General features: G+C 59.6%; 22 protein-coding genes. 12 read left to right on the forward strand and 10 right to left on the reverse strand.

The window, feature by feature from the left end; all coding sequences use genetic code 11:
- The first annotated feature begins 36 nt into the window (after nucleotides 1–36).
- Together hisD and nrdR are read left to right on the forward strand one after the other, a co-directional pair.
- Nucleotides 37–1,389: a histidinol dehydrogenase gene (hisD, locus tag ACIOTL_RS06860; RefSeq protein ID WP_105656789.1), complete on the forward strand. Its 1,353-nt coding sequence runs from the start codon at nucleotides 37–39 to the stop codon at nucleotides 1,387–1,389.
- A gap of 84 nt (nucleotides 1,390–1,473) precedes the next feature.
- Nucleotides 1,474–1,962, forward strand: a complete 489-nt coding sequence (gene nrdR / locus ACIOTL_RS06865; protein ID WP_105656788.1) for a transcriptional regulator NrdR — start codon at nucleotides 1,474–1,476, stop codon at nucleotides 1,960–1,962.
- A gap of 82 nt (nucleotides 1,963–2,044) precedes the next feature.
- On the opposite strand, the gene map is transcribed toward nrdR, so the two are convergent.
- Entirely contained in the window at nucleotides 2,045–2,920 is an 876-nt protein-coding gene (map, locus tag ACIOTL_RS06870; protein WP_105656787.1) for a type I methionyl aminopeptidase, read from the reverse strand.
- A gap of 133 nt (nucleotides 2,921–3,053) precedes the next feature.
- On the opposite strand from map, the gene ACIOTL_RS06875 reads away from it, so the two are divergent.
- Entirely contained in the window at nucleotides 3,054–3,248 is a 195-nt protein-coding gene (locus ACIOTL_RS06875; protein ID WP_105656786.1) for a hypothetical protein, read from the forward strand.
- A 110-nt stretch (nucleotides 3,249–3,358) separates the two neighbouring features.
- On the opposite strand, the gene panB is transcribed toward ACIOTL_RS06875, so the two are convergent.
- Entirely contained in the window at nucleotides 3,359–4,195 is an 837-nt protein-coding gene (gene panB, locus ACIOTL_RS06880; RefSeq protein ID WP_133834276.1) for a 3-methyl-2-oxobutanoate hydroxymethyltransferase, read from the reverse strand.
- Between the two features lie 136 nt (nucleotides 4,196–4,331).
- On the opposite strand from panB, the gene glnA (ACIOTL_RS06885) reads away from it, so the two are divergent.
- From glnA (ACIOTL_RS06885) to ACIOTL_RS06900, 4 genes are all read left to right on the forward strand, one after another.
- Nucleotides 4,332–5,672 (forward strand): type I glutamate--ammonia ligase, encoded by a 1,341-nt coding sequence (gene glnA, locus ACIOTL_RS06885; protein WP_105656784.1) that lies wholly within the window; start codon nucleotides 4,332–4,334, stop codon nucleotides 5,670–5,672.
- Nucleotides 5,673–5,724: 52 nt separating this feature from the next.
- Nucleotides 5,725–8,751: a bifunctional [glutamine synthetase] adenylyltransferase/[glutamine synthetase]-adenylyl-L-tyrosine phosphorylase gene (locus ACIOTL_RS06890; protein WP_400342201.1), complete on the forward strand. Its 3,027-nt coding sequence runs from the start codon at nucleotides 5,725–5,727 to the stop codon at nucleotides 8,749–8,751.
- 8 nt (nucleotides 8,752–8,759) lie between these two features.
- Entirely contained in the window at nucleotides 8,760–9,242 is a 483-nt protein-coding gene (locus ACIOTL_RS06895) for a DUF1990 family protein (protein ID WP_388022446.1), read from the forward strand.
- 105 nt (nucleotides 9,243–9,347) lie between these two features.
- Nucleotides 9,348–9,818, forward strand: a complete 471-nt coding sequence (locus tag ACIOTL_RS06900) for a nucleoside deaminase (RefSeq protein ID WP_105656781.1) — start codon at nucleotides 9,348–9,350, stop codon at nucleotides 9,816–9,818.
- A gap of 162 nt (nucleotides 9,819–9,980) precedes the next feature.
- Here the strand turns inward: ACIOTL_RS06900 and glnA (ACIOTL_RS06905) are convergent, their stop codons facing one another.
- Nucleotides 9,981–11,405, reverse strand: a complete 1,425-nt coding sequence (gene glnA, locus ACIOTL_RS06905) for a type I glutamate--ammonia ligase (protein WP_105656780.1) — start codon at nucleotides 11,403–11,405, stop codon at nucleotides 9,981–9,983.
- 274 nt (nucleotides 11,406–11,679) lie between these two features.
- On the opposite strand from glnA (ACIOTL_RS06905), the gene ACIOTL_RS06910 reads away from it, so the two are divergent.
- Nucleotides 11,680–12,117, forward strand: a complete 438-nt coding sequence (locus ACIOTL_RS06910) for an RDD family protein (RefSeq protein ID WP_105656860.1) — start codon at nucleotides 11,680–11,682, stop codon at nucleotides 12,115–12,117.
- Between the two features lie 70 nt (nucleotides 12,118–12,187).
- On the opposite strand, the gene ACIOTL_RS06915 is transcribed toward ACIOTL_RS06910, so the two are convergent.
- The 3 genes from ACIOTL_RS06915 to lipB form a co-directional block, all read right to left on the reverse strand.
- The gene (locus ACIOTL_RS06915; protein WP_105656779.1) at nucleotides 12,188–12,937 is read right to left on the reverse strand and encodes a DUF4191 domain-containing protein; all 750 of its coding nucleotides are present in this window, start codon (nucleotides 12,935–12,937) and stop codon (nucleotides 12,188–12,190) included.
- A 166-nt stretch (nucleotides 12,938–13,103) separates the two neighbouring features.
- On the reverse strand, nucleotides 13,104–14,102 hold the full coding sequence (gene lipA / locus ACIOTL_RS06920; RefSeq protein ID WP_105656778.1) for a lipoyl synthase: 999 nt from the start codon (nucleotides 14,100–14,102) through the stop codon (nucleotides 13,104–13,106).
- Nucleotides 14,103–14,136: 34 nt separating this feature from the next.
- A complete protein-coding gene (gene lipB, locus ACIOTL_RS06925) occupies nucleotides 14,137–14,811 on the reverse strand; it encodes a lipoyl(octanoyl) transferase LipB (protein ID WP_400342264.1) in 675 nt (224 codons plus the stop codon).
- Between lipB and ACIOTL_RS06930 the strand changes: the two genes are divergently transcribed.
- A complete protein-coding gene (locus ACIOTL_RS06930; RefSeq protein WP_388022442.1) occupies nucleotides 14,803–16,401 on the forward strand; it encodes a serine/threonine-protein kinase in 1,599 nt (532 codons plus the stop codon). The two genes, lipB and ACIOTL_RS06930, sit on opposite strands and share 9 nt — an antisense overlap.
- A gap of 79 nt (nucleotides 16,402–16,480) precedes the next feature.
- Here ACIOTL_RS06930 and ACIOTL_RS06935 read toward each other — a convergent pair whose 3' ends face one another.
- The 4 genes from ACIOTL_RS06935 to ACIOTL_RS06950 all read right to left on the reverse strand — a co-directional run bounded on the left by ACIOTL_RS06935 (nucleotide 16,481) and on the right by ACIOTL_RS06950 (nucleotide 21,944).
- Nucleotides 16,481–16,831, reverse strand: a complete 351-nt coding sequence (locus ACIOTL_RS06935; RefSeq protein ID WP_105656775.1) for a hypothetical protein — start codon at nucleotides 16,829–16,831, stop codon at nucleotides 16,481–16,483.
- Between the two features lie 111 nt (nucleotides 16,832–16,942).
- Nucleotides 16,943–18,649 carry a 2-oxoglutarate dehydrogenase, E2 component, dihydrolipoamide succinyltransferase gene (sucB, locus tag ACIOTL_RS06940; protein WP_400342202.1) on the reverse strand — a complete coding sequence of 569 codons (1,707 nt, stop codon included), beginning with the start codon at nucleotides 18,647–18,649 and terminating at the stop codon, nucleotides 16,943–16,945.
- Nucleotides 18,650–18,766: 117 nt separating this feature from the next.
- Entirely contained in the window at nucleotides 18,767–20,146 is a 1,380-nt protein-coding gene (gene lpdA / locus ACIOTL_RS06945; protein ID WP_105656773.1) for a dihydrolipoyl dehydrogenase, read from the reverse strand.
- Nucleotides 20,147–20,429: 283 nt separating this feature from the next.
- The gene (locus tag ACIOTL_RS06950; RefSeq protein ID WP_105661473.1) at nucleotides 20,430–21,944 is read right to left on the reverse strand and encodes a leucyl aminopeptidase; all 1,515 of its coding nucleotides are present in this window, start codon (nucleotides 21,942–21,944) and stop codon (nucleotides 20,430–20,432) included.
- A gap of 254 nt (nucleotides 21,945–22,198) precedes the next feature.
- On the opposite strand from ACIOTL_RS06950, the gene ACIOTL_RS06955 reads away from it, so the two are divergent.
- The 3 genes from ACIOTL_RS06955 to ACIOTL_RS06965 all read left to right on the forward strand — a co-directional run bounded on the left by ACIOTL_RS06955 (nucleotide 22,199) and on the right by ACIOTL_RS06965 (nucleotide 25,609).
- Nucleotides 22,199–23,161 (forward strand): PAC2 family protein, encoded by a 963-nt coding sequence (locus tag ACIOTL_RS06955; RefSeq protein ID WP_332485992.1) that lies wholly within the window; start codon nucleotides 22,199–22,201, stop codon nucleotides 23,159–23,161.
- Nucleotides 23,158–24,420: a nitrate/nitrite transporter gene (locus tag ACIOTL_RS06960; protein ID WP_105656770.1), complete on the forward strand. Its 1,263-nt coding sequence runs from the start codon at nucleotides 23,158–23,160 to the stop codon at nucleotides 24,418–24,420. Before ACIOTL_RS06955 ends, ACIOTL_RS06960 begins: the two co-directional genes overlap by 4 nt.
- Before the next feature lie 85 nt (nucleotides 24,421–24,505).
- Entirely contained in the window at nucleotides 24,506–25,609 is a 1,104-nt protein-coding gene (locus tag ACIOTL_RS06965; RefSeq protein ID WP_388022434.1) for a DUF4192 family protein, read from the forward strand.
- The last annotated feature ends 201 nt before the right edge of the window (nucleotides 25,610–25,810 follow it).

Raw genomic sequence — 25,810 nt, forward strand, 5'->3', positions numbered from 1 at the left:
TGAACCTTCCCCGGTCATCGGCGTTAAACTAGGTAGGTGAGCACTATTCCAGAAACCGAATTCTCAGCACTCGCCACCCTTGATTGGCGCAACGAATCCCTGGGCTACGCACAGCTGAAAGCCAAGCTGCCGCGCCCGGAGATGAACTCCCAGACCGCTGCCGAAACCGTGCAGCAGATCATCGATGATGTCCGCGCCCATGGCATGGAAACACTCAAGGACCTGGCCCAGCGCTTTGACCACGTTGAGCTGGAGCATACCCGTGTGCCGCAGCATGAGCTGGACCGCGCCCTGGAAGAACTGGACCCGCAGGTTCGCCTGGCGCTGGAAGAATCCATTGACCGCGCCCGCGTATTCGCCAAGGCCCAGCGCCCGGACGACGCCGAAGTCCGCTACGCTACCGGGGCAACTGTCACCCAGCGCTGGGTCCCGGTGCGCCGCGTCGGCCTGTACGTGCCAGGTGGCCTGGCCGTCTACCCGTCCTCGGTCATCATGAACGCCGTACCTGCCCAGGCAGCCGGCGTCAGCTCGCTAGCCCTGGCCAGCCCGCCGCAGAAGGAATTCGCCGGACTGCCGCACCCCACCATCTTGGCTGCCGCCAAGCTGCTGGGCATCGACGAGGTGCACGCCATGGGCGGTGCCCAGGCTGTTGCCGCGTTCGCCTACGGGGTGGACATGCCGAACGATGAGCGTGGCGGGATCGAACCGGTTGACGTGATCTCCGGTCCAGGCAACGTGTTCGTGGCAACCGCCAAGCGCTTGGTCAAGGGCGTGGTAGGCATTGACGCTGAAGCTGGTCCTACGGAAATCGCGATTCTTGCCGACAAGGGAGCTAACCCGGGCTTCGTCGCTGCCGATATGATTTCGCAGGCAGAACACGATGCCAACGCCGCGGCCGTGCTGATTACCGATTCACCTGAACTAGCTGCTGGCGTGCGCAAGGAACTCATGGTGCAGGTTGCCGCCACCAAGCACTCCGCCCGTGTGACAGAGGCACTGTCAGGATCCCAATCGGCCGTCATCTTGGTCAAGGACCTGGAGCAGGGGATCGAGGTGTGCAACGCCTACGCCGCCGAGCACCTGGAAATCATGGTGGCCGAGGCGGAATCCACCGCGGCCCGCATCACCGCTGCTGGCGCCGTGTTTGTCGGCGCCTATGCCCCGGTTTCGCTGGGCGACTACTGCGCAGGATCCAACCACGTGCTGCCGACCAGTGGCACCGCGCTGCACGCCTCGGGGCTGAACGTGAATACCTTCTTGAAAGCCATCCAGGTGATCAACTACGACAAGGCCGCGCTGGGCGAAGTGGCCGCTCACGTGATTAATCTTGCCAATGCCGAGGACCTGCCAGCCCATGGAGACGCGGTCGCGGTGCGAAACGCGCAATAGACGCTAAACTGTTAGGTGACATGAGTTGATTCTTGCCACCATGGGTGAACCGAGAATGCTTCTTAGGCTACAGATGGAGGTGCCGTGAACTGCCCGTATTGCCGCAATGCGGATTCCCGAGTGGTCGATAGTCGAGTTGCCGACGACGGCGTCTCGATCCGCCGCCGACGCCAGTGCACGGCTTGTTCGCGCCGTTTCACCACCACCGAAACTGCCAGCCTCAACGTGCTCAAGCAGTCCGGTGCCGTAGAACCGTTCTCGCGCAACAAGGTCATTAACGGTGTTCGCAAGGCCTGCCAGGGCCGCCCGGTCACCGATCACGACCTTGCCGTCCTGGCCCAGGAAGTCGAAGAGGCAGTCCGGACCTCCGGGGCTGCTGAAATCCCGGCCCACCAGGTGGGCTTGGCCATCTTGGAGCCATTGTCGCGCCTCGACGAGGTCGCTTACTTGCGCTTTGCCAGTGTCTACCACAACTTCCAGTCGCTGACTGATTTCGAGACCGCCATTGCCCGGCTGCGCGATCGCCGTGGCAAGGTTCCGCAGGGAAACCAGCGTCCGCTCTCGGCCGACTAGCAGTTTTCGCATAGAGCAAACGCCAGTGCCCCAGACCTTTCGAGGTCGCGGGCACTGGCGTTTGGCGTAGGCGTCGCAGCGGCTATGGCAGGGTGAGAATTTCCGCGCCATCGTCGGTGACCAGCAGGGTGTGCTCGAACTGCGCGGTGCGCTTCTTGTCCTTGGTGGTCACGGTCCAGTCGTCTTCCCACATGTCCCATTCGACGGTGCCCAAGGTGAGCATCGGCTCGATGGTGAAAACCATGCCCGGCTCGATGGGAGTGTTGTAGGCCGGCGCCGCATCGTAATGCGGGATGATCAAGCCGGAATGGAAGGCCTCGCCGACGCCGTGGCCGGTGAAGTCGCGGACCACGCCGTAGCCGAACCGCTTGGCGTAGGTTTCAATGCTTCGGCCGATCACATTGATCTCACGCCCTGGCATCACGGCCTTGATGGCGCGCTTCAGCGAGTTTTCGGTGCGCTCGACCAGCAGGCGCGATTCTTCATCCACGTCACCGACCAGGAAGGTGGCGTTGTTATCTCCGTGAACGCCACCGATGAAGGCGGTGATATCGATATTGATGATGTCGCCATCTTGCAACACGGTGGTGTCCGGGATGCCGTGGCAGATGACCTCGTTCAACGAGGAGCACAGCGACTTGGGGAATCCGCGGTAGCCCAAGGTTGACGGGTAGGCGTTGTGATCCATGAGGAATTCGTGGCCAAGCCGATCGAGCTGGTCGGTGGTGGCTCCCGGCTGGCAAGCCTTGCCAACTTCCTGCAGTGCCTGAGCGGCAATCCTTGAAGCTATGCGAATGCGTTCGATGACTTCTGGGCTTTTGATTTCCGAAGCCGTGTTGCTGGCAGGTTCCTTCTTGCCAACGTATTCGGGGCGTTCAATGTGTTTCGGTACCGGAAGTTCCGGGGAGACCGTGCCGGCGGTGAGATTTCCAAGGGGTGCAGTTGAAGCAATAGCCATGCTTTTATTCTAGCTTCACGTATCTGCCGCTTCGCTAGGAGATAGCCGATAGAACAGGTGGTGTTGCACCTATTTTCCGCCGGTTGGGATACCGTGGAAGAAGCAGCAAGAATCGAGAATAGAGGAGTTTTCCATGAGCTCAGTTGGCACCCCGGGCGAGGGGCAGTACTGGTACAACGTCTCGACCAAGACCGTGGAGAATGGCCCGCAGTCTGATTGGTCGCAGTTGCTTGGCCCATATGACACGGTTGCTGAAGCCGAAGCGGCAATGGCGAAGGTCCAGGCACGCAATGAGGCGTGGGACGACGCAGAGGAAGACGACGAGTAGAAGTCAAGGGCACCGAGCCAGGCCGGTGCGGCGAATGGCAAAGCGGTGCGCTGCCACGATGGATGACATCGAGGCAGCGCACCGCTTTGCGATATGGCGTGAGCCGGCTTCTATTCCTTGAACTCGTACTCTGCCGAGGGGAAGGTGCCGGAAACCACGTCCTGGTGGTACTCGCGCACCGCGTTGCCGACAACCTCACGCAGATCAGCGTACTTCTTCACGAAGCGCGGGGTGCGGCCCCCGCCAAGACCCAGCATGTCCTGCCAAACCAGGACCTGTCCGGTGGTGGAATTGCCAGCGCCGATGCCGATGGTCGGCACCTTCAGCGCGGCATCGATTTTGGCAGCGACCGGGCTTGGCACCATTTCCATCAGGATGCAGAAGGCGCCTGCATCCTGCAATTGCACAGCGTCGTGCTTCATCTGCTCTACTGCGTCGCCACGGCCCTGCACACGGTACCCGCCCAATGCATGCTCGGACTGCGGAGTGAATCCGATGTGCCCGATAACGGGAACTCCGGCAAGGACCATGGCGCGGACATGCTCGGCGTATTGCGCGGTGCCCTCCATCTTGACCGCGTGGGCATGGCCCTCCTTCATCAGGCGCACCGCAGTGGCAACGGCCTGGGCAGGGGACTGCTCGTAGCTGCCAAACGGGAGGTCGGCAACGACCATGGCGCGTTTGGCCCCGTTGGCGACAGCTTTGGTGAACATGATCATTTCGTCGAGGGTAATCGGCAGCGTGGACTCGTAGCCGAGTACGGTATTGGCAGCGGAGTCGCCAACCAGCAGCATCTCGATCCCGGCCGAATCGAAAATCTCTGCCATCATTACGTCATAAGCAGTTAACATCGCGAATTTTTCGCCATTGTCCTTGGCCTGCTGCAAATGATGAAGTCGGATACGGGACGGGCCTTTTTCAGGGTTCCCTAGGTATGGTTGTGGCATGAATCGACTTTATCGCACTTGGACAGGGCGATGCTGATCGTTGGGACGGTTCTGAACCGATATAGTGTTGCCACAGGTCAATTTTCTTACCGGTTGTGATCAGCGCCGGATATCAGAATCCCAAAGGTGGTGGAAAATGGATCGTCAGCAGGAATTTGTACTGCGCACCATTGAAGAACGCGACGTTCGATTTGTGCGAATGTGGTTTACTGACGTCGTTGGTTCGCTCAAGTCGGTGGCGTTGGCTCCTGCTGAAGTTGAAGATGCTTTCGAAGAAGGTCTGGGATTCGATGGTTCCTCCATTGATGGACTGTCCCGGATCTCCGAGTCTGACATGTTGCTTCAGCCAGATCCTGCCACCTTCCAGATCCTGCCGTGGCGCGGCGAAGTCGAACCGACCTCCCGCATGTTCTGCGACATCCTGACCCCTGAGGGCCAGCCGTCCAATGCAGATCCGCGCCAGGTGCTCAAGCGCCAGCTGGCCGAAGCATCGAATATGGGTTTCACTTGCTACACTCACCCGGAGATCGAATTCTATTTGCTGGAGAACGATCAACTGGATGCCAATGGCCGTCCCCAGCCGATCGACAACGGTGGCTACTTCGACCACGTGCCAGATGGCGTGGGGCAGGACTTCCGCCGTGCTTCCGTGACCACGCTGGAAGCGCTGGGCATTTCGGTGGAGTTCTCCCACCACGAAACAGGTCCAGGCCAGAACGAAATCGATCTGCGCTACGCAGATGCCTTGCAGACCGCCGATAACATCATGACCTTCCGTACCGTCATCAAGGAGATGGCGATGCAGAAAGGCATCCACGCAACCTTCATGCCCAAGCCATTTGCCGACCATCCGGGCAGCGGCATGCATACCCACTTCTCCTTGTTCGAAGGTGACGCTAACGCGTTCTTCGAAGCTGGCCGCGAATACCAGCTCTCCGATGTGGCCCGGTCCTTCATCGCCGGCATCTTGCACCATGCGCCGGAAATGACCGCCATCACCAACCAGTACGTGAACTCGTACAAGCGGTTGTGGGGTGGAGGCGAGGCGCCGAGCCACCGTTCGTGGGGGCACAACAACCGCTCGGCACTGGTCCGCGTGCCGCTGTACAAGCCAGGCAAGGGACAGTCCGCCCGCGTGGAATACCGCGGTATCGACTCGGCAGCCAATCCGTACCTGGCCTACGCAGTATTGCTGGGCGCTGGGCTGAAGGGCATCCGCGAAGGCTACGAGCTGGAAGAGCCAACCGAGGATGATGTCTGGAGCCTGTCCACGGCAGAACGCCGCGCCTCGGGCCACGTTCCGCTGCCTGGCAGCCTGCACGACGCATTGCGCGCCATGGAAGAGTCGGAACTGATGGCCGAGATCCTCGGCGAGCAGGTATTCAACTCGTTCCTGTCGAACAAGCGCACCGAATGGGAAGAGTACCGCCAGGTCATTACCCCCTACGAACTGAACAAGTATTTGGGAATCCTCTAGAGACTTCGCCGCGTGAAGCTGCGCGGCGAAATGCGGGAGAACACGAGACACCATGCCGGAAGTACCCTCGCGAGCATTGCTCAACGCTGGCTTCAGCGACATCGAAAGGGCCAAGAAATTCCTTCAGGCCGAGGAACTGTCCCGGATTGATCCCAGCCTGATCGTGAGCAAGATGGCGCATGCGCCAGATCCGGACCAGGCACTGCTGCTGGCCCTGCGGTTGGTAGATCGGCACCCGGAAGTCATCGATATCTTCCTGGAGCCCGATAGCTGCCAAGGGCTCATCAGGCTTCTGGGCAGCTCTTCTGCGCTCGGGGAGTTCCTCATGCGTTGTCCCGAGGCGCTGGAGATCGTCCGCCACGCCCCACCCGGTGAATTCGTCCCCGTGCCCGCGGAACAGCTGGTCGAGGACTTGCTGGCATCGATCGAGGCCAAGCAATCAGACGGCGGGCACTGGGTCTCTTCCCATACCGGTGCTGAAGCGCGACAGCGCTTGCGCACCGCCTACCGCAAGGCCTTGCTCTCGCTGGCCCATCGGGACTTGGGTTCCACCCAGCCGCAGCGCATTCTGCCCCTGGTCGCCGCCGAACTGGCCGACATGGCTGGTGCCGCGTTGGAGGGGGCATTGGCCATTGCCCGGGCCGAAGCCGCCGAACAATATGATGCTGGCGACGTTGATCGGGTTAAGATCACCATCATTGGCATGGGCAAGTGCGGTGCACGTGAACTGAACTATATTTCGGACGTCGATGTCATTTACGTCCACGATTCCACGCCGGGAATCGATGACGACCTGGCCGCCGCGATCGCGACGGTGATCTGCGGGAACACGGCACGTGCACTGATGGTCCCTGGCCCTGAGCCGATGCTCTGGGAAGTGGATGCGAATCTTCGCCCCGAGGGCAAGGACGGGGCCTTGACCCGTACGCTCTCATCCCATGAAGCGTATTACCGCCGGTGGGCCCATTCATGGGAATTCCAAGCCCTGCTCAAGGCCCGCGCGATTGCCGGCGACAAGGAACTGGGACGCTCTTATGAGCGGATGGTTTCGCCAATGGTTTGGTCCAGTTCCGAGCGTGAGGGCTTCGTTGAATCCGTCCAGGCCATGCGCCGACGCGTCAGCGACAACATCGACAAGCAAGATGTTGCGTGGCAAATCAAGCTGGGCCCCGGTGGACTGCGCGATGTCGAATTCACCGTCCAGCTGCTCCAACTCGTCCATGGTCGAGTCGACCCCGCCATCCAGGTGCCAACCACCACCCTGGCCATCCAAGCGATGAGCGATATCGGCTACATCGGCCGTGATGATGCGACGAATTTCGATGACTCATACCGTTTCCTGCGCTTGCTGGAGCACCGGATACAGCTCAGCCAATTGCGCCGTACCCACTTGATGCCCCGGGCAGAAAGCGCCCAGCGCGTGCTTGCACGATCGATCCGTGGTGCCGGAGACCTGCAGCTCAGCAGCCCGGAGAAGCTGATGCGCCGCTGGAATGAAACCAAGCGCATGGTGCGTTCGCTGCACGAGCGTATTTTCTACCGTCCGCTCCTGGTCAGTAGTTCCAACCTCTCGGCCGATGATGTCAAGCTCACCGCCGAATCGGCGCAAGCCCGCCTGCGCGCCCTGGGCTATCTCGACCCGAAGGCGGCGATGCGGCACATTGAAGCCCTGACCGGTGGGGTCTCGCGCAGTGCGTCATTGCAACGGCAATTGCTGCCGGTACTCCTGGACTGGTTTGCCCGCGGGGTGGACCCGGATGCTGGATTGCTGGGCTTCCGCCGGCTCAGCGAAGCGCTGGGCAAGTCCCATTGGTTCCTCGGCATGCTGCGCGATACCAACGCTGCCGCCGAACGGCTGAGCCACTTGCTCTCCAATACGCGCTTCCTGACCGACCTGCTGGCCAATGAGCCGGCGGCGGCCGCTTGGCTGGGCTCCGACGCGTCCTTGACGCCGCAGACATTCGAGAACCTGCTGCAGCAGAACACCTCGATCATCCATCGCACGAAGCAGCCAGAAGCTGCCATCCGCATGATCCGCATGGTGCGCCGCCGCGAGTTCTTGCGTGTCGCGCTTGCCGACGGCGCCGGCCTGCTGACCGTTGACGAAGTTGGCGTAGCACTCTCTAACATCGACGCCGCCATGGTTGACGGGGTGCTGAAGGTCCTCTTGGCTGCTGACCAGGCCAAGCACGGGGAACATGCTGTCGTTTCGGTCATTGCCATGGGCCGCCAAGGCGGTCGGGAAATCGGCTACGGCTCTGATGCGGACGTCCTGTTCGTGCAGCGCCCGGTTCCTGGCGCCACGGCCCAAGCTGCTCAAGAACAAGCGCTTCGGGTAGTTACCGACCTGGTGTCGTGGACCGCCAAACCGTTGAAACCAGCCATTCCAGCTGAAGTGAAATTGAAAGTGGACTCGGATCTGCGCCCCGAGGGCCGCCAGGGAATGCTGGTCCGTTCTCTCGACGCCTACGCCACCTATTACCAGCGATGGGTGGAAATCTGGGAACGCCAGGCGTTGCAGCGTGCACGCCCGTTTGCCGGCGATGACCAGTTGGCTGAAGATTTCATGGAATTGATTAGGCCGGTGCGCTACGGCAAGGGACTGGACGAGTCGGAGATCCGGGATATCCGCAAGATCAAGGCCCGCGTTGAGTCCGAACGGCTCCCACGAGGTGCCGACCCCAACCGCCACCTGAAACTGGGACGAGGCTCGCTCTCGGACATTGAATGGCTGGTGCAGTTCTACCAGTTGCAATACGCCTGGAAGCACGAATCCCTGCGCACCACCTCGACGCTCCGGGCGTTGGAAGAGCTGGCGAAATTGGAGCTCATTGCGCAAGACGATAGCGAACTGCTGGCGATTGCTTGGCGGCTGGCTACGCAGATTCGCAGTGCTGAAATCATCACGTCCGGACGTTCCAGCGATGTCTTGCCGAGTTCGGCGCGCGATATGGAAGCCGTGGCTCGGTGGTGCGGCTATGAGCCGCACTTTGGCGTGGAACTCGAAGAGGACTACTTGCGTGCAACCCGGCACGCGCGTGGCATCTTTGAACTGCTGTTCTACGGCTTTGAGAACTAGGAACCGCGGTGGCCGTTGAAACGCTGCTGGAACGTACCTGGAGCCCGCTGGCTGCTTCATCCAGGCCGTGGCAACGCCGCGTGCTGCTAGGTAGGGGAGTAGCCCTGTGGAACGTTGCGTGCGCTGCCTTGCTCCGTTGGGAAGTCAAGACACGCAGCGGGTTCAGGCTTCAGCCGCAGTTGCCGGTCGCCGTGGGCCAGCAACCCTTGATCACCATCGGTGTCGGACCGTTGCGCATCCATGAACCTGTGGAGGTCGTTGACGTCGTTGCGGAAAGTGATTGGGTAGGGTTTTCCTACCGGACGCTGCCGGGGCATCCGGTTCAGGGTGTGGAAGCTTTCATTCTTGAACGCACGGACGAGCAAGTTTTCCTGCTGATCAGGTCGGTCACGGCACCTTCTGATGTGCCTGCTTGGCGTCGAGTCTTCAAGGCGCTGCTCCTGGCGCAGTGGGTGACACGTCAGCGTTACCTTCGTGCGCTGAAACCTTAGTCCGCAACCGGCAATTTCCTGCGCTTCCCGCCGGAACAGGATGCGGGGGACTAGGGTGGGGATTGTAATCTCTACGCGAATAATGAGTGCAGGGGAGCTTCGAAAATGCTGGACCCAAAGATGCTGCAGGCTGCCATTGATCAGTCCTTGCTGGCCCTGGAATCCAATGACAGCGGACCATTTGGCGCGGTGGTAGTCCTTGACGGAAAAGTCGTTTCCGCTGGCTACAACTCGGTGGTGGGTAGCCAGGATCCAACGGCGCACGCCGAAATCAATGCCATCCGCGCAGCGGGACAAGCACTGGGAACCTTCGATCTGTCGCAATGCGAGCTCTACACCAGCTGCGAGCCATGTCCCATGTGCCTGGGTGCCATCTATTGGTCCCGCTTCGAGCATGTCTACTACGCGAATACGCGCGACGAAGCCGCGAAGATCGGCTTCGATGATGATTTCATTTACAAGGAGCTTGAGCTTCCCATGAGCGAGCGGAAAATTCCGTTTACCAAGGTTGAAGATTCCGGTGCGCTCAGGGCATTTGAGCTTTGGGAAGCAAAGAGCGACAAGCAGGAATACTAGTACTTGTTATCGGGGCGGCACTTGCCCTGAGCGCGATGGCCGCCCATGTGCGGGCCCGCACTGATGCTTAAACAGAGGAGTCTGCACAAGTGCCAGAACATAGTTCTTGCGCTTTGTGCAGACTCCTCTGCAAACTACACGGGGCGATGCCCCGTCAGCTGATTAGCAACCGTAGTAGAGCTCGAACTCGTATGGGTTCGGGCGCAGGCTCAATGGCTTGATTTCGTTTTCACGCTTGTACTCGACCCAAGTCTGGATCAGGTCCTCGGTGAAGACGCCGCCTTCGAGCAGGAACTCGTGATCAGCTTCCAGGGCCTTGAGCGCCTCTTCGAGGCTTTCAGGTGCGCGCTGGATTTCCTTGGCCTCTTCGGCAGGAAGCTCGTAGAGGTCCTTGTCGATTGGCTCTGCAGGTTCAATGCGGTTCTTGATGCCGTCCAGGCCAGCCATCAGCTGGGCTGCGAACGCCAGGTATGGGTTCGAGGAAGCATCCGGAGCGCGGAACTCGATGCGCTTCGCCTTAGGGTTCGAACCGGTGATCGGGATACGGATACCGGCAGAGCGGTTGCCCTGCGAGTAAACCATGTTCACTGGAGCTTCGTAGCCCTTGACCAGGCGGCGGTAGGAGTTCACGGTTGGGTTGGTGAACGCGAGCACGGCGTCTGCGTGCTTCAGCAGGCCGCCGATGTACCAGCGTGCGGTATCGGACAGGCCAGCGTAGCCCTTTTCATCGTAGAACAGCGGTTCGCCGTTGGCCCACAGCGACTGGTGCACGTGCATGCCCGAGCCGTTGTCGCCGAAGACTGGCTTTGGCATGAAGGTTGCGGACTTGCCCCACGCGTCAGCGACGTTCTTCACGATGTACTTGAAGAGCATCAGTTCATCAGCGGAGTGAACCATGGTGTTGAACTTGTAGTTGATTTCTGCCTGGCCGGCAGCGCCCACCTCGTGGTGGCTGCGTTCAACCTCAAGGCCAGCCTTGTCCAGCTCGACGCAGATCGCGTCGCGCAGGTCAGCCTGCTTGTCAGTCGGTGCAACTGGGAAGTAGCCGCCCTTGTACGGGGTCTTGTAACCCTGGTTGCCGCCTTCTTCCTTGCGGCCGGTGTTCCAAGGTGCCTCGTCGGAATCGATCGAGTAGAACGCGCCCTGTGGCTTGGATTCGTAGCGAACGTCTTCGAAGATGAAGAATTCTGCTTCTGGGGCGAAGAACGCGGTGTCAGCGATACCGGTCGATTCCAGGTATGCCTCGGCACGTTCCGCAACGCCACGTGGGTCGCGGTGGTACGGCTCACCGGTGCGTGGGTTGATGATCGAGAAGTTGAAGGCCAGGGTCTTTTCCAGGCGGAAGGGATCGATGAAGCCGGTGGTGACGTCCGGGATCAGCTGCATGTCGGAATCAGAGATGCCGGCGAAGCCGCGGATGGAAGAACCATCGAAGAGCTGGCCGTTGACGAAGAAGTCGGCATCCACGGACTTGGCAGGCACGTTGAAGTGCTGCTGTACACCTGGTAGGTCGGTGAAACGGATATCGACGAACTTGATGTCCTCTTCGGCAATATATGCCAAGACTTCTTCTGGACTGGTAAACATGTGCAGGTGACTCCCTGGTGAGATATAAGGTTTGGTAAACGGAACCGGTAGCCGGAATGATCCGGCTGGTCCTCTTGCTTACGTATCAAGCTTACCTATAATCCATTTCTGAATGGTGTCTCTATTGTTTCCAACCTGTTACAAGCGGTGAATCCGGGCGTGTCGTATCGCGCTGATCTGCGCTGATTGCCTGCTGTAACAATCTGACTTGGATACTTGCTACCTGGTTATCGCGTTCTAACTGGCGCACAGAATCGCTGGATAGACTGTATTGGTGGAAAGAAAAGACTTCAGCTCGTGGCTTGAAGGGCCGCCGCAGCATAATACGCAACAATGGCCCGGGCAGGATATGGGGCGCCCCGAGAAGGGCCCCGGCTCCATTGCCAGATTCCCGCGACGGGTCGGTGCACTGCTCTTGGACTGGGGGCTCTCGATGCTGCTGAGCTGGTGGCTGTTTGACAGCCACGATCTGGCAACATTGAGCCTGTTCTGCGCCGGGCAGATCATCGGTGTCGGGTTCACCGGGCACACGATCGGGCACCGTACCTTTGGAATGCAGGTGCAGTCGCTGGATGGAACCGCAATCAAGCCGTTCCAAGGCCTGATTCGTTCCTTGCTGCTTTGCCTGGCTATTCCGGCCTTCGTCACCGACAAGGACCAGCGTGGACTGCATGATCGTTTGCCCAAGACCATCCTGGTGAATATCTCCTAGCAATAGATCCGGACAGCAAGAAAGAAGCCGCAACTAGAAATTCCAGTTGCGGCTTCTTTAGTAGTTGTCTTTAGCGTCCGCGCGTAGCGCGGCGGTTTGGACGGACGCGGTTCGGGTCTACGCCCTTGGGGATAGGCAGACGATTCGCGGTCAACGTGCTCAAGCGCTTGTCGATTGCGCTGACTTCCAGCTTCGTAATCGACTTTGGAAGCTTCTTCATTGCCTTGCCGACTTCAGCCAACGGAGTCTGGCCTTCTTCGGAACCAGCGTTGATGATGTGCACGGGAACGTTCGGCAGAACGCGGGCGATGCGCTTGCGCTCGGAAGAGGCAAGCTCACGAACCCGGCTCTTTGGTCCCTCAGTGACCAGGACGATGCCCGGGCGACCGATACCGAGGAACACCAGATCCTGGTGGCGGTTGTAGGCAACTGGTTCCTGCTTCAGGATCCAGCCGCGACGCAGCACACTCATGGCGGCGCCGGCAGCGCCGGGGCGGCCCTCAAGCTGCGAGAACGCAGCTTTCTCTGCGCGGCGGGACATCACGAACATTGCAGCAAGGAGCGCCAGCGGGATTGCGATGATCAACATCGTGATCCAGTTTTTGATCAAGAAGCCGATGACCAAGCAGACAGCAATGACGGCCAAGGCTGCCAATGCCATCCACCACACGACCATCGGGTCATTGCGGCGAGTCATCTGGAAGACCTGGCCAATTTGCTTCAGGCGGCCCGGTTCTTTGTTCTTCTTCTCAGCTTTTGGTTTACGCGAAAACAAGCCACGCTTAGGCGCGGCTGCGTCGTTGTCGGAGTTTTTGGCCATAGTGCCTTAATTCTACGCGATGAAGTTGATAGTTCTAAGCCGAGCCGGATCGAACACGGCATTTTCAGCTGAATTGCCCATGGACGGGCAGTGGGAAAGCCCCGGAACCCTCGATGGATTCCATCAGGAGTTCCGGGGCCTTAGCCGTGGGGTCCACTGGACCGAGCTACTTGATCAGCGAAGCTGCTTCCTGGCGCGTGTTGCCCGAGGACTCGATATGTGCCAATGCCTCTGGGATTTCGCGGCCCTTCTTGCGCATGGCGCCGGCCCACAGGCGGCCAGCGCGGTAGGAAGAACGGACCAGTGGCCCCGCCATGACTCCGGCAAAGCCGAGTTCTTCGGCTTCTTGCTGAAGCTCCAGGAACTCCTGCGGGGTGACCCAGCGGTCGACTGGCAGATGCAGGTCGGTTGGGCGCAGGTACTGGGTCAAAGTCAGCAGATCGCAGCCTGCCTCATGGAGATCACGCATGGCCTCGGAAATTTCTTCTCGAGTTTCGCCCATACCCAGAATCAGGTTGGACTTGGTGATCAAGCCACGCTTGCGGCCATGGGTGATCACATCCATGGAACGCTCGTAACGGAAAGCCGGGCGGATGCGCTTGAACAGGCGAGGCACAGTCTCTACGTTGTGGGCGTAGACTTCTGGCTCCGAATCGCAGATGGTATCCAGGTTCTCCGGCTTGCCGCTGAAATCGGGGATCAGCAGCTCTACGCCGGTGCTTGGATTCATCTTGTGGATCTGCCGCACAGTCTCGGCATACAGCCAGGTGCCCTCGTCTTCGAGGTCATCACGGGCGACGCCGGTTACGGTGGCGTAGCGCAGATCCATCTTCTTCACGCTCATGGCGACCTTGAATGGCTCTGAGCGGTCAATTGCCAAGGGCTTGCCGGTGGCGATCTGGCAGAAGTCGCAACGGCGGGTGCACTCTGAACCGCCGATCAGGAAGGAAGCCTCGCGGTCTTCCCAGCACTCGAAGATGTTCGGGCAGCCTGCTTCTTCGCAGACCGTATGCAAGCCTTCGCTCTGTACGAGATTTTTCAGGCCAACGTATTCAGGGCCAATGCTCAACTTGGCCTTGATCCATTCTGGCTTACGCTCCACAGGTACGGCAGCGTTGCGCTTTTCTACGCGCAGCATACGGCGGCCTTCTGGTTCGACGCTCATTAAACAGCTCTTTCTTTGGTGAGGGCGTGACTGTCTAGACGACTTGAGGGGTGAGCAGACGCTCTATTTCGGTTTGTACGCGGTCAACGACGTCTTCGGGGGTGACGGTACGGCCGAGTTCTTCGGAAATGGTGGTGACACCTGCATCGGAGATGCCGCAGGGGATGATCTGTTCGTAGGCGGAAAGCGCGTTCGAGCAGTTCAATGCGAAACCGTGCATGGTGACACCGTGGTTGATGCGGATTCCAATGGCTGCGATTTTGCGGTCCTGAGCGCCATTTTTGCCCGGTACCCAGACCCCGGAGCGGCCCTTGATCTGGGCCGTCGGAATGCCTAGCTCGCTGACCACGTTAATCAGGGCTTCTTCCAAGGTCTCCACGTAAAGTCGGATTGCGCTGATCTTGCGTAGCTTGACGATGGGGTAGCCAATGAGCTGTCCCGGGCCATGCCAGGTCAACTTTCCACCGCGGTCCACATCCACCACGGGGGTCCCGTCCATCGGGAGATCTTCAGGTTCAGTTCGCTTGCCTGCGGTGTAAACCGCTTCGTGCTCCAGGAACAGGACTTTTGGGGTTTGCGTGTCCGCGGCTACCGCATCATGCAGTTGGATTTGGTAATCCCAAGCTTCCATGTAGGGCACAAATTTTGAGCCTAGTCCGACTCGTTCGAATTCGATCGCCATGACGGCTAGCCTACGCTCTTGAACGATCGGTCGCTAATTCAGAGCCGTCGAACCCATCTGTGGATATCCAGCTTGCAATTTACGATTCTGGGTTACAACGGAGTCATGGATGATTCTACGAATGTTCTAGCGTGGCCGACAAGCCCCGGGCATGTCACGGTAAGGCCGCTAAGTTCCAAGTCACCGTGTAAAGTTTGGCTGATCCGGAGGGAAAGCGACCAGTTGTACCTCACGCTAAAACTTAGCCTGACTATGGAAAACATCACTTCGCTTCGCCAAGAGCAGGTAACGCAGTCAAGGAAATATGTCGTTGATTTCTACGGAACCCTGTCGACACAATTGGGCGAGGGGCTGGTTATGGAATATTGCCCCGGTGGCAGCGTGGCTGATCTTGTGGCAAGTCGAAGCGCCTTTGGCCTGGGGGAGTGCGTGACCGCGCTGGCACCCATCGCCCAGACGCTTTCGGTGATGCATGCGCAGGGCCAACGCCATGGAGACTTATCGCCGGCCAATATCTTGCTCACTGCCAAGGGAATGCCGAAGATCATTGACTTCCAGGAATCAGCTTCAGCACGGCAGGCGCTTACCGGCTCCGGTACGCCAGGATTCATGGCCCCTGAAATGCAGGCCGGGGTACGGGAAAGCCAAGTTGGAGAGCAGGACGTGTTTTCGCTGGGCGCCTGCTTGTGGTTTCTCCTATCCGGACGGATTCCCGAAGAGGAACTGATGCGTCCACCGGCAAGCGTGATGTTCCCCGGAATCCCTTCGATCATTCATGAACTGTTGATCGATTCGCTGAATCCAGATCCGCAAGCACGACCGACCGCAGATCAGTTTGCTCGAACGTTGTTCGCAAGCTGTCCGGCAGAGCCCATCAGCTGGGAAGGGCATGTAGCTCCAGAAGCTACTCATCTGATGGAGACCATCCATCCATCCGCGGAACAGAATGCTGCGCACAAGCGCTTCAAGCGCCAGGCCGATACCGCAAGCAGGCAGCGAAGCCCCAGCCGCGATGACTCCTGGCATAGCCATCGATTGCGCCGGACCCCCGGGGCCGTGAAATTGGCCGGTGCCGCAGCACTGAGCTCGTTGGTTATTATCGGGAGCCTCGTGGGCGTCAATCATTTCCGTGCGGCTGTGGCCACCGAAACGACTGCGGCTACGGCAGTACCGTCAGCAGAGCAAAGCTGCAGAATTGAAGACGGGGCGCACGTTCCAGCTTGTGCCTTGAATCGGGACACCGTGATCTCTGCATTCCTCGCGCTTTCAAGAGAGCGCGATGAAGCGATGGGGCAGCTGGCGGGGGAGAAGCTCAAGGGGCTCTACACTTCAGGAGCGGAGCAGCTGCAACGAGATCTCGAAACAATCGATCAGCTTCGGAAATTGGGTTTGGAATTTGCGGGATTGCGCACGAGACTCACGGACGTCACGGTATCGGCGCGTGGGCAGGGGGACTCTGTCATTCTTGCTGCCACTTCTACCCAAGAGGAATACCGCTACGTGGATGCCCGCGGAGCCACGGTTCACGCCGTCCAGGCCGCGCAGCCGCAACGCATCGAAGTGGAACTAGTGCTGGAAGACGAGCGCTGGAAAATTGGCAAGGTATTGCGCCGTTAAAAGCGAAACGGCGGGAGGTGCAACCATCAGCTTGCTCCAAGCTGATGGTTGCGGCTCCCGCCGTCAATGCTAATGCTGATTAGTTCCAGAGTACCGCGATGGCGATGTTGATCAAGGCCATGCCACCCACGGCGTGAGCGATCCCCGTAGGAACTTCCTCGCCGTTCTTCATCTTCTTCCGGCCAAGGAACGCTGCCACCAAGATAATGATTGCAATCAGCGACTTGATTCCAATCTTCATGTGGTTTGGCGAACCGTCGCCAGCCTCGAGAATACCGACCATGGCCAGACCCGTAACGACCTGAACGATAGCGCCATACCACTGCCATACGGAGACGGTTGGAGTCTTGAAATTAGCAAGCCAGCCGCCGAAGATAGCTGCTGCACCCAAGATATGCACGAAAATCAGGATTGAAAGAAGAATAGTCATGATACTAGCCTAATCTATTTTCGACTGATCGTAGAAAACGCAGAATCGCCCCTGTCGAATCAACGACAGGGGCGATTATCTACCTAGGCTGCGAAAGCGAAAGCTGGATCTTTACAGTCCCAGTTCGCCTTCGAAAGCGCCGCCTTCAAGGCGAGCCTTGACGGTCTGCAGGAAGCGGCCTGCATCGGCACCGTCTACCAGACGGTGATCGTAGGTCAGGCACAGGTACATCATGTGGCGGATGGCAATCGAATCGTTGCCCTCTGCGTCGGTAACGACCATTGGACGCTTCACGATCGCACCGGTGCCCAGGATGGCTACCTGTGGCTGGTTGATGATCGGGGTGTCGAACAGTGCGCCAACCGAACCGATGTTGGTGATCGAGAAGGTGCCACCGGAGAGCTCATCCGGACCGATCTTGTTGCTGCGGGTGCGTGCAGCAACATCAGCGATACGCGAAGCCATGCCAGCCAGGTTCAGATCGCCAGCGTTCGATACAACAGGAACCAGCAGGCCCTTGTCGGTGTCGACTGCGAATGCCAAGTGCTCGGCATTGTGGTAGGTGATCTTCTGGGTCTCTTCGTTGTACTCGGCGTTCAACTTAGGGTGTGCCTTCAGGCCCTCGGCAACAGCCTTGGCGATGAATGGCAAGTAAGTGAGGTTCACGCCGTTGGTGGCCTTGAAGTTGGCCTTTGCCGAAGCACGCAGCTTCACGATGCGGGTCATATCGATCTCGTGGACCTGGGTCAGCTGAGTCGATACGTCCAGGGATTCGCGCATGCGGCGAGCGATGACCTGGCGGATACGTGGAGCCTTCTCCTCGGTGCCGCGCAGCGAGGAAACCTCAACTGCAGGAGCAGCTGGCTTCGCGGCGGCAGGAGCAGGGGCGGCAGCTGGTGCAGCAGCTGCCTGGGCGGCAACAGCGTCCAAGACATCCTGCTTGCGGATGCGACCGCCAACGCCGGTACCCTTCACCGAAGCAATGTCGATGCTGTGCTGGTTAGCCAAGCGGCGGACCAGTGGGGTGACGTAGCCGGACTCATTGGTTGCCTCAGCAGCCGGTGCCTCTTCCTTTGCAGGAGCGGGAGCGGCCGGAGCGGCAGGTGCCTCTTCCTTAGCGGGAGCCGGAGCGGCCGGAGCCTCTTCCTTTGCAGGAGCCGGAGCAGCAGCTGGTGCTTCTTCCTTGGCTGGGGCGGCAGCTGGAGCAGCGCCAGCTGCACCGATAACAGCCAGAACAGCGCCAACTTCAGCGGTCTCATCTTCTGGAACGCGAATTTCCAGCAGGGTACCTGCAACGGGGGAAGGAACTTCGGTGTCAACCTTGTCGGTGGAAACCTCAAGCAGTGGCTCGTCGACGGAGACTTCCTCGCCAACTTCCTTCAGCCAGCGGGTGACGGTACCTTCGGTAACCGACTCGCCCAGAGCTGGAAGGGTCACTTCGGTGCCTGAAGCAGCGCCGGCGGCTGGTGCAGCTGCTGGAGCTTCTTCGGCTGCAGGTGCTGCTGGTGCTTCTTCAGCGGCTGGTTCGGCAGGTGCTTCTTCAGCGGCCGGAGCTGCTGGTGCAGCTTCGCCAGCGCCGGAGCCATCGCCAATGCGAACCAGTGGGGCGCCAACTTCAGCGTCCTCGTCTTCGGCTACGAAGATTTCCTCGATGATGCCGGCAACCGGCGAAGGAACTTCAGTGTCAACCTTGTCGGTGGAAACTTCCACCAACGGCTCGTCTACCTCTACACGGTCGCCGACCTGCTTCAGCCAGCGGGTTACCGTACCTTCGGTAACGCTTTCACCCAGTGCGGGTAGGTTTACGGTTTCAGACATCGTCCCGTATCTCCTTGTTTTATAAAGCTTGAAAAGTGGTGGGAGGCGTTGCCTCCGAGCCTAGTGCATACAGGCAGCGCGTTGAACTAACGCGCTGCCTGTATGACCAAAGCGTGATTAACCGTGCAGCGGGGCGCCGGCCAAAGCCATTGCGGCTTCGCCCAGGGACTCGTTCTGGGTTGGGTGTGCGTGGATCAGCTGCGATACGTCCTCTGGGTAAGCTTCCCAGTTCACGATCAGCTGGGCTTCACCGATCTGCTCGCCAATGCGGCCGCCGATGCCGTGAACGCCAACGATTGGGCCGTTCTTGACGCGAACCATCTTGATGATGCCGCTGGTGCCCAGGATCGAGGACTTGCCATTGCCAGCCAAGTTGTACTCGGTGGTTTCAATCTGGTCGGCACCGAACTTCTCCTTGGCCTTCGGCTCGGAGTAGCCCACGGAAGCGATCTCTGGCTCGCAGAAAGTCACCTTCGGGATGTTGATGTCCTCGACGATGGTTGGCTTCATGCCGTGGATTTCCTCGGCTACGAAGCGGCCATGCTGGTAACCGCGGTGTGCAAGCTGTACGCCTGGAACGATGTCGCCGATTGCGTAGATGTTGCCAACGCCGGTGTGCAGGCGCTCATCGGTGATCACGAAGCCGCGGTCAATGGTGATGCCCTGCTCTTCGAAGCCGAGGCCCTCGGTTACCGGACCGCGACCCACTGCAACCAGAACGATCTCTGCTTCCAGGACCTTGCCGTCAGCCAGGGAGACCTTGGCACCGTTAGCATCCTGCTCGACCTTCTCGAAGAAGACGCCGGTGTTGAACTTGATGCCGCGCTTCTTGAAAGCGCGCTCCAGGTTCTTGATGATGGCTGGGTCCTCGTTCGGAACCAGCGAAGGCAGGCCCTCGACGATGGTGACGTCGACGCCGAAAGACTTCCATACGGAAGCGAACTCGACACCGATGACGCCGCCGCCGAGCACGATGGCGCTCTTTGGCAGGTCTTCCATGTTCAGTGCTTCGGTGCTGGTCAGTACGCGGCCGCCGATTTCCAGACCCATGGTCTTGGAGGTGGAGCCGGTAGCCAGGATGATGTACTTGCCCTTGTAGACGGTGCCATCAACATCGATGGAATCCTGGGAGACCAGTCGGCCGTTACCGGTGATAACGTTGACCTTCTTCATCTTCAGCAAGCCCTGGAGACCCTTGTGCTTTCCAGCAACAATGTCTTCCTTGTACTTGCGCACGCCAGCCAGGTCGATCGACTCCAGCGAGGAGTTGATGCCGAACTTGGCACCCTCGCGAGCGTTCTCGGCCAGCTCTGCTGCGTGCAGGTAAGCCTTGGTTGGGATGCAGCCGGTGTGCAGGCAGGTGCCGCCCAGCTTTTCCTTCTCGATCAATCCAACGGTGTAGCCCAGCTGGATGGCGCGCAATGCTGCCGAGTATCCAGCGGATCCGCCGCCGAGGATGAGGACATCAAATTCTTGCGTTGCTGCCGAATCGGCCACGTGAACGCTCCCTCGTATTCGCTTAGTGAGGCCGGCTTAGGCCGACCAGGGGATCGGGTGTGGACTTCCTGGAGCGTGACACATGCGGGCGCGCACCATTAATCCACGGTGATGTTTCAAAACTTACCTTAGTACCGTCCAATGGTTGCAGTCACCTTCGGGGCATTAAAAGTCAGGTATGTCTCTTATTTTTAAACTCATCCCGGCATCGTGCAGATAGTTCTGGCGATACCGGGATGAGTTCCAGGACACAGGAACTGCCATTAGTCCTGCGTTGCTGCGGCTAGTTTGCTGCAGCGAGCTGCTCTGCGTAGGCAACCAGGGTGCGTACCTGGGAGCCGGTGCCGTTCTTCGGAGTGTAGCCCCAGGCGCTGCCTTCGTTGAACGCAGGACCAGCGAAGTCGATGTGGGCCCAAGGGATCTTCTTGCCGTCCACTTCACCGACAAACTCTTCGAGGAACACGGCGGCAGTCATCATGCCGCCCATGCGCTCACCGATGTTCGCCAGATCGGCAACCTGCGACTCGATGGACGGGCGCAGCTCCTCCGGAAGCGGCATGGCCCAAGCCAATTCGCCCACCTTGTCCGAGACGGCAACCAAGTCGCTGGCGACCTGCTTGTCGCCCATGACACCTGCGGTGCGCAGGCCCAGGGCCAGCATCTGGGCGCCGGTCAGCGTAGCGATGTCGATCATGACATCCGGCTTCTCCAAGCTGGCAGCTGCCAGGCCATCGGCCATGACCAAGCGGCCTTCGGCGTCGGTATTGAGCACTTCAACGGTCTTGCCGCCGAACATGGTCAGCACATCGCCCGGACGGGTCGAGGCGCCGCCAGGCATGTTTTCTGCCAGGCACAGCCAGGCAGTGACCTTGACATTCAGGCCAAGCTCGGCGACTGCGGCAACGGTCTGGAAAACCGCGGCGGCACCGGACATGTCGGACTTCATGGCGTGCATGCCGGCAGCAGGCTTCAGCGAGGTGCCACCGGTGTCGAAGGTAATGCCCTTGCCGATCAAGGCGATGTGCTTGGCGGCCTTCGACGGCGCGTATTCGATCTTGACCATGCGCGGCTGGCGAACCGAACCGCCGCCAACACCGATCAGGCCGCCGAAGCCGTCCTTGGCAAGGCGCTTCTCGTCGAAAATGGTGACCTTCAGCGGCAGGGACTTGGAGTGGTCCTTCACTGCTGCGGCGAAGGACTCCGGGTACAGCACGTTGGCTGGGGCGTTGATCAGATCGCGGGTGCCGCGTACTGCGCGGCCCAGGATGGCAGCGCGCTTGAGTACTGCTGGCAGGTCCTTGGATGTCGCTACCGAGGTGACGATCTGGGCTTCGGCCAGTACCGGCTTCTCGCTCTTCTTCGAACGGTGGTTCTCGTAGCGGTAGCTGCCCAGCGCGATGCCTTCTGCGATGGCGGCCACGCGCTCCACGCTGTCAGCAGGCAGGGCGAAAATGGCGCTCTTGGCGTTGCTCAGCTGGCGGGCAGCCGAACCGGCGGCCCGGCGCAGCTTCTCCTCGGTCAGATCAGCTAGCTCGTCAACGCCCAGGCCGATGAACTGCAAGGTCTTGGTCTTGGCACCGTCTACGCCTGGCAGCGCGGTGATTTCGTCGGCCTTCCCGGCAACGCCCAAAGCTGAAAGCGAATGCTCCAGGGAAGTGGTGGTTTCGGCGGTGAATGGGGATGCCGCGATGGACACCTTTTCGCCGTTCTTGAGTACACCCAGGATGAGGGTGTCAGCGCTCTTGCGCTTGATGTCGGCGCCAATGGCGCTCAAAGTGAGATCACTGGAGTTGATCACAAAATCATTCCTTCTATGCCTTTGTAGGGTCTAAGGTCGCGACAGCCCCTGTGGTTTTCCGGAACAGGTCATGCCGGCGGGCTGTGCGTCTCCTACCCCAAGGTTATCCGAGGTTCCGCGTCATCGTGCGTTACTTCACAGCGAGCGAAAGCCAAGTAGCGATAAGATGGACCATTGATCTGTACTTGAAGTGCAGTCCCAGCCGATGGTTGCCGCTCCCGCTTTGCCGGATGCCGACCCTGAATGAGGAGAAAATGTCCAAGGAATCGTTGATGACGCTGGTCGCAGACGACTTGGATGACTCGCGCCTTCAAGGTCTTGGCATGTTCGTCTCGCTGAAGAGCATCAGCGATGCCGGGCATAACCATTCGCAGGTCTCCAACGAGCTTTTCGGACGCCTCGACTCGGAGCTCTTCGCCACTTTCGACGCCGATGAGCTGATCGCCTACACCTCCCAGCGCCCGCGGGTCTCTTTCCTGGGTGACCACTTCGCTGGATACCAGGCTCCACGCATGGAGATCTACCTGATGACCGATGAGATGGACCGCAAGTTCTGGTTCCTCACCGGTGTAGAACCCGACTTGAAGTGGGAACGCGTGATCGCGGAACTGCATTCCTTCATTGAAGCCTTCAACGTATCGCTGGTTGTGGGGACCGCATCGTTGCCGATGCCGGTGCCGCATACCCGCCCGGTAGGCGTTACCGCACATGGAAACCGCAAGGATCTGATCGAGAACATCTCGACGTGGAGCCCTACGGTGGAATCGCCAGCAGGTCTGGCCTCGCTGCTCGAAATTCGCCTGAGCGAAGCTGGCCGTGATGTCGTGGGATACTCCCTGCACACCCCGCACTACCTCGCCGAATCCGAGTACCCGGCCGTTGCCGTTGCGACGCTGGAATACGTAGGAGCGGCACTGAAGCTGGCTTTGCCAACGGACAAGCTGCGTGAGGCAGGTCGACTGGTCGACCAGCAGCTAGCCGAACAGCTTGAAACCAATAGCGATGTTCGCCAAATGGTCGACGGATTCGAAGAACGGTTCGATGCGCATGCCAAAGAGCATGAACCGCGCTCGCTGTTGCTGGATGAAGACGAGCAGATGGCGGATGCCGAGGAATTGGGCGCCAGCGCCGAGCATTTCCTTGCGGCCATTGAGAACACTGAAGATTGGTTGAAAAACGGTCACATCGAACCGTTGCCAGGTGATCACGACCAGTGAGCCAGGCCCATCTGAATTCACCCAAGTCGTGGGTTGTCTTCGGCTTCGCAATTCTTGCCTACATTTCTGCAATTTCGCAGCGCACCAGCTTCGGCGTCGCTGGCATCCAAGCCACCGAACGATTTGATGCCAGCGCGCAGATTTTGGCGACCTTCTCCGTCGTGCAGCTGGTTGTCTATGCCGGCGCGCAGGTGCCCGTAGGGCTGCTGCTGGATAAATTCGGTCCGCGCATCCTGATTACCTGCGGCGCCCTGCTGATGGCCGCAGGTCAAGCGTTTCTTGCGATTTCAGTCAACGTCCCCATGGGGTTGGCCGGGCGCGTCATGGTTGGCATGGGCGATGCGATGGTCTTCGTATCGGTGCTCAAGCTGTTGCCCCTATGGTTCTCCGGCTCGCGAATCCCGGTGCTGACCCAGCTCACCGGTACCTTCGGCCAGCTCGGCCAGCTCATCAGCCTCTTTCCTTTCCATATGATCTTGCTGGGCGTCGGCTGGTCCGCGGCGTTCTCGGTCATGTCCGGTTTCGCTTTTGCCACCTTCATCACCACGATCGCTTTCGTGCGCAATGGCAGGACCTGGGAAGGGTCCGGCCAGGGGGAGCAGGAGACCGGCTCGCGGATCGCCCGGGCCTGGAAACAGCCAGGAACCCGTTTGGGGTTCTGGACCCACTTCTCCACGGCATTCATGATCAACACCTTCATGATGACCTGGGGCTATCCTTTCCTTGTCGAAGGCCAAGGCATAGACGGTGCGCTGGCATCGGGCTTGATGGCGGTGTTCGTTGTCGTTTCCATCGTGGTGGGACCGATCCTCGGCGCCCTGACCTCGCGCCATGCCAGCCAGCGTTCCAACTTTGCCCTGGGCATTGTCGGCTCAATCCTGGTGATGTGGGCAGTCGTCCTATTCTGGCCAGGGCAGGCCCCGCTATGGATTCTGGTGCTATTGATGATCGCCATTGCCGCCGGTGGCCCGGCCTCCGTAATCGGCTTCGACTTCGCCCGAACGTTCAACCCGCCGCAGGTGCTGGGAACGGCCACCGGCCTGGTGAACACCGGCGGGTTCATAGGTGCCTTTGTCACGATCTACGTCATCGGATTCATCATGGACATGCTGTATAAGGCCAACGGCTCGGTGGGCGAGCTCTACAATCTTCAGGCCTTCCGCGTGGCCCTGTCAGTCCAGTTCGCCATGGCATTGCTCGGTATGGTGTTCATGGTCGTTGAACGCCGCAAGGCGCGCCGCTTCCTCGCCGAGCAGTAAGCCCGCACCGGGGCGATCCGAAAGGTTCTCCACAGCTCGCAGCCTCTGACCTCATGCGCCTAGCGCAGCGTTGCACCGTGGAGCCATGACAACTACACCGGAACGCCACCCTCTCTCGCTGTCCAGTTGCGAGGACATCTTGGCGTATGTGCCCCATGCCCTAGGTTTCTATCCTCAGAATTCGGCCGTGCTGATGCTGATAGACGAGGACCATCTGGAAGCGACCTTGCGAGTTGATCTGCCCGAGGAAAACACCGCGGCGGAGCGCGGGACGTGGACCGCGCAGCTGCTGAGCCTGCTAGAACGAATGCCCCATATCCAAGGGGTGGTTCTGGTGGTCTATGCGCCCGAAGGAACGTCGGACGGCTCCGGTATTCCCTACGCGGATCTGGTCGCGCAGCTAGAGCAGGGGCTGACAAGCAAAAAGGTCTTGCTGCGTCACAGCTGGTGCCGGCAGGATCGTGTGGTCTGGAACTACGCGACCGATGATTACGCAGAGCCGACCCCCGTGCGCCCGGTGGAAACGAACGAAACGCATTTGTCGTTGGCCTTCGCCGGGTCGGCTCCGTTGGACATTCCATGGGACGGTAGCGGAATCCCGCAATGGCCGCAGGCTGCTGAGATCCTGAAGATCATCTCGAATCAGCAGCACAACGTCGTCAACTGCTTGGAAGCGTGGCTGCAGACCATGGATCTGGCTGAGCCGGAAGCCCGGGCCTGGATTCACGATGAGCATGAGCACGCCGCATTGCTACTGGGTTCCTTGGAAGTGAAAATCGTGCGTGACCTTCTTCCGTACCTGGCTGGTCAAGGACTCGAAGCATCACTGGATGTGCTGTTCGGCGTGATGCGCGGGGATCGCGAAGCTGCCGCCGCGCCGTTGACCAACTATTTGCTGGGACGTGGTTGGCATGCTCCGGACTGGCAGCGGATTGACCGGTTGTGGCTGGTCGCCAGAGACCTGCTCGGCGTTGCTGAAGGCAACGCGCGGCAGGCCCTGCTGTGCATTCTTGCGTGGATCGAGTGGGCGCGAGGCAGGGGAACCATGGCGTTGTGCCTGTTGGGGCGAGCGGTCGAGGAAAACCCGAATTACGAGCTGGCCAGGCTGCTGCAAAAGCTGATGTCCCATGGAATCATGCCAGAATGGGCGACCGACCAATTGCGGGCATGGCGTGCTAGTTTCAGCTGAGCAGCAACAACCGGAGTGTCTCAAGTGGTGTCCTGGTGGCAATTCATGGATAATGGGACAACAGACCCGGTTAGGTTCGAATTGCCTATGTCTTGAAATCTCCGGATTTCGGGAACATTAGGCGGGCTTGATGCGTTGATATCAATGTGCCAGCCCTCGGTGTTTAGTCAATGATTAAACGCCATCGGACTTGACAGGGTC

The organism is Glutamicibacter sp. NPDC087673, from assembly GCF_044743255.1.
Taxonomy (GTDB): Bacteria; Actinomycetota; Actinomycetes; order Actinomycetales; family Micrococcaceae; genus Glutamicibacter.